This is a genomic window from Paraclostridium sp., from assembly GCF_051657365.1.
Lineage (GTDB): Bacteria > Bacillota > Clostridia > Peptostreptococcales > Peptostreptococcaceae > Paraclostridium.
In genome coordinates this window covers 1-1,157 of the sequence record NZ_JBOFKN010000196.1, presented here as the reverse complement: position 1 = coordinate 1,157, position 1,157 = coordinate 1, and the positions used below count along the sequence as shown (strand labels likewise).

The following is a 1,157-nucleotide window of genomic DNA, read 5'->3' as shown; positions in this document are numbered from 1 at the left end:
TGATGATTATCTTGATTATTACAATAATCATAGATGTCAATGGAATTTAAAAAAGATGACTCCGGTTCAATACCAAAATCATCTTCTTGCTGCTTAACTCTTTTTTTCATAGTGTCCTTGACATAGGGTCCACTTTAATGAACTTTTCCTAGTCTTTATCCTTATATTAATTTTAATTTATGCCTTAATTGTATATGTATATCATCTAAATTTTCTGAAATTTCAAAATCTAAAATTTCTCGTACTTTTTCATATTCTTTATTTTCTAAATTTGCAACTAAATAGTCAATATTCTCAATAATAGTAGAATAACCATCAAAAATACCCAATTCCTCTTTATTATTGTCAAGAACATCTATTATTCTAAGTATTTGCTCTATAATATCTGGTAAACTCTCACATGCATAAAGTAATTTATTATTTAATAGATTGACACATTCTCTAACCTCTGTCTTAATTCTAAATAATTCAATATTAATTTTTTTGACTATCTCCATTACAATGTCCCCCTCATTCTTTTATAAAATATCTTTTAAGAATGATAAAACTATACCATACTATTTAACTTAAACATCACGAAAAAACAAAATATTAAAGTAGTATTTCAAAAAAATTCATAGAATTTTTTATCTATTTATATAAATATTATTTTATAAGAGTTACTAGACGAGCTAGTAAATTACCATTGCAACTCGCCGTACCATTTATAAGAGTTTCAACCTTTTCTTTATATAATATATTATGATTTAAAGTTCTGCTAGTTAATGTTACAACTTTTACAAAATCATCTTTCGTAATTTTATCACTCTCAATAAAACCTAAATACATTTTTAACATAGCATATTGAATTACTATATATAAATATCCATTCATTATATTCTTATTTTCATTAAATGGCATTGCTGATGTGTATGCTATATTAACTAAATAGTGTTCCATAATATTTTGATTTTCTATAATAAATGGATTAATTTTCTTTTCTAATATTTTTTTATATTCATCTAAGATACTACTATCATCATTATTTAAAAAATTTGTTATATTTTTATCTATATTCTTTATTTCTTTTATTGAGCAATTTAACTTTAAAGCCTTTAATATAGCTAATTTAAAATTATCATTTATATTTAATTCATCTAATTTTTCAAATAAATTCT

3 protein-coding genes are annotated in these 1,157 nt (G+C 22.2%); 1 reads left to right on the top strand and 2 read right to left on the bottom strand.

Features of this window, described 5'->3' with window-relative positions:
- Positions 1 to 97: IS3 family transposase (locus tag ACRCYC_RS15335; protein ID WP_438532781.1), on the top strand; the 97-nt coding region annotated here is incomplete at its 5' end.
- Between the two features lie 64 nt (positions 98 to 161).
- On the opposite strand, the gene ACRCYC_RS15330 is transcribed toward ACRCYC_RS15335, so the two are convergent.
- The gene (locus ACRCYC_RS15330) at positions 162 to 497 is read right to left on the bottom strand and encodes a hypothetical protein (protein WP_438619986.1); all 336 of its coding nucleotides are present in this window, start codon (positions 495 to 497) and stop codon (positions 162 to 164) included.
- A 148-nt stretch (positions 498 to 645) separates the two neighbouring features.
- Positions 646 to 1,157, bottom strand: a 512-nt coding sequence (locus tag ACRCYC_RS15325) for a hypothetical protein (protein WP_438619985.1), incomplete at its 5' end; no start/stop codon positions are given.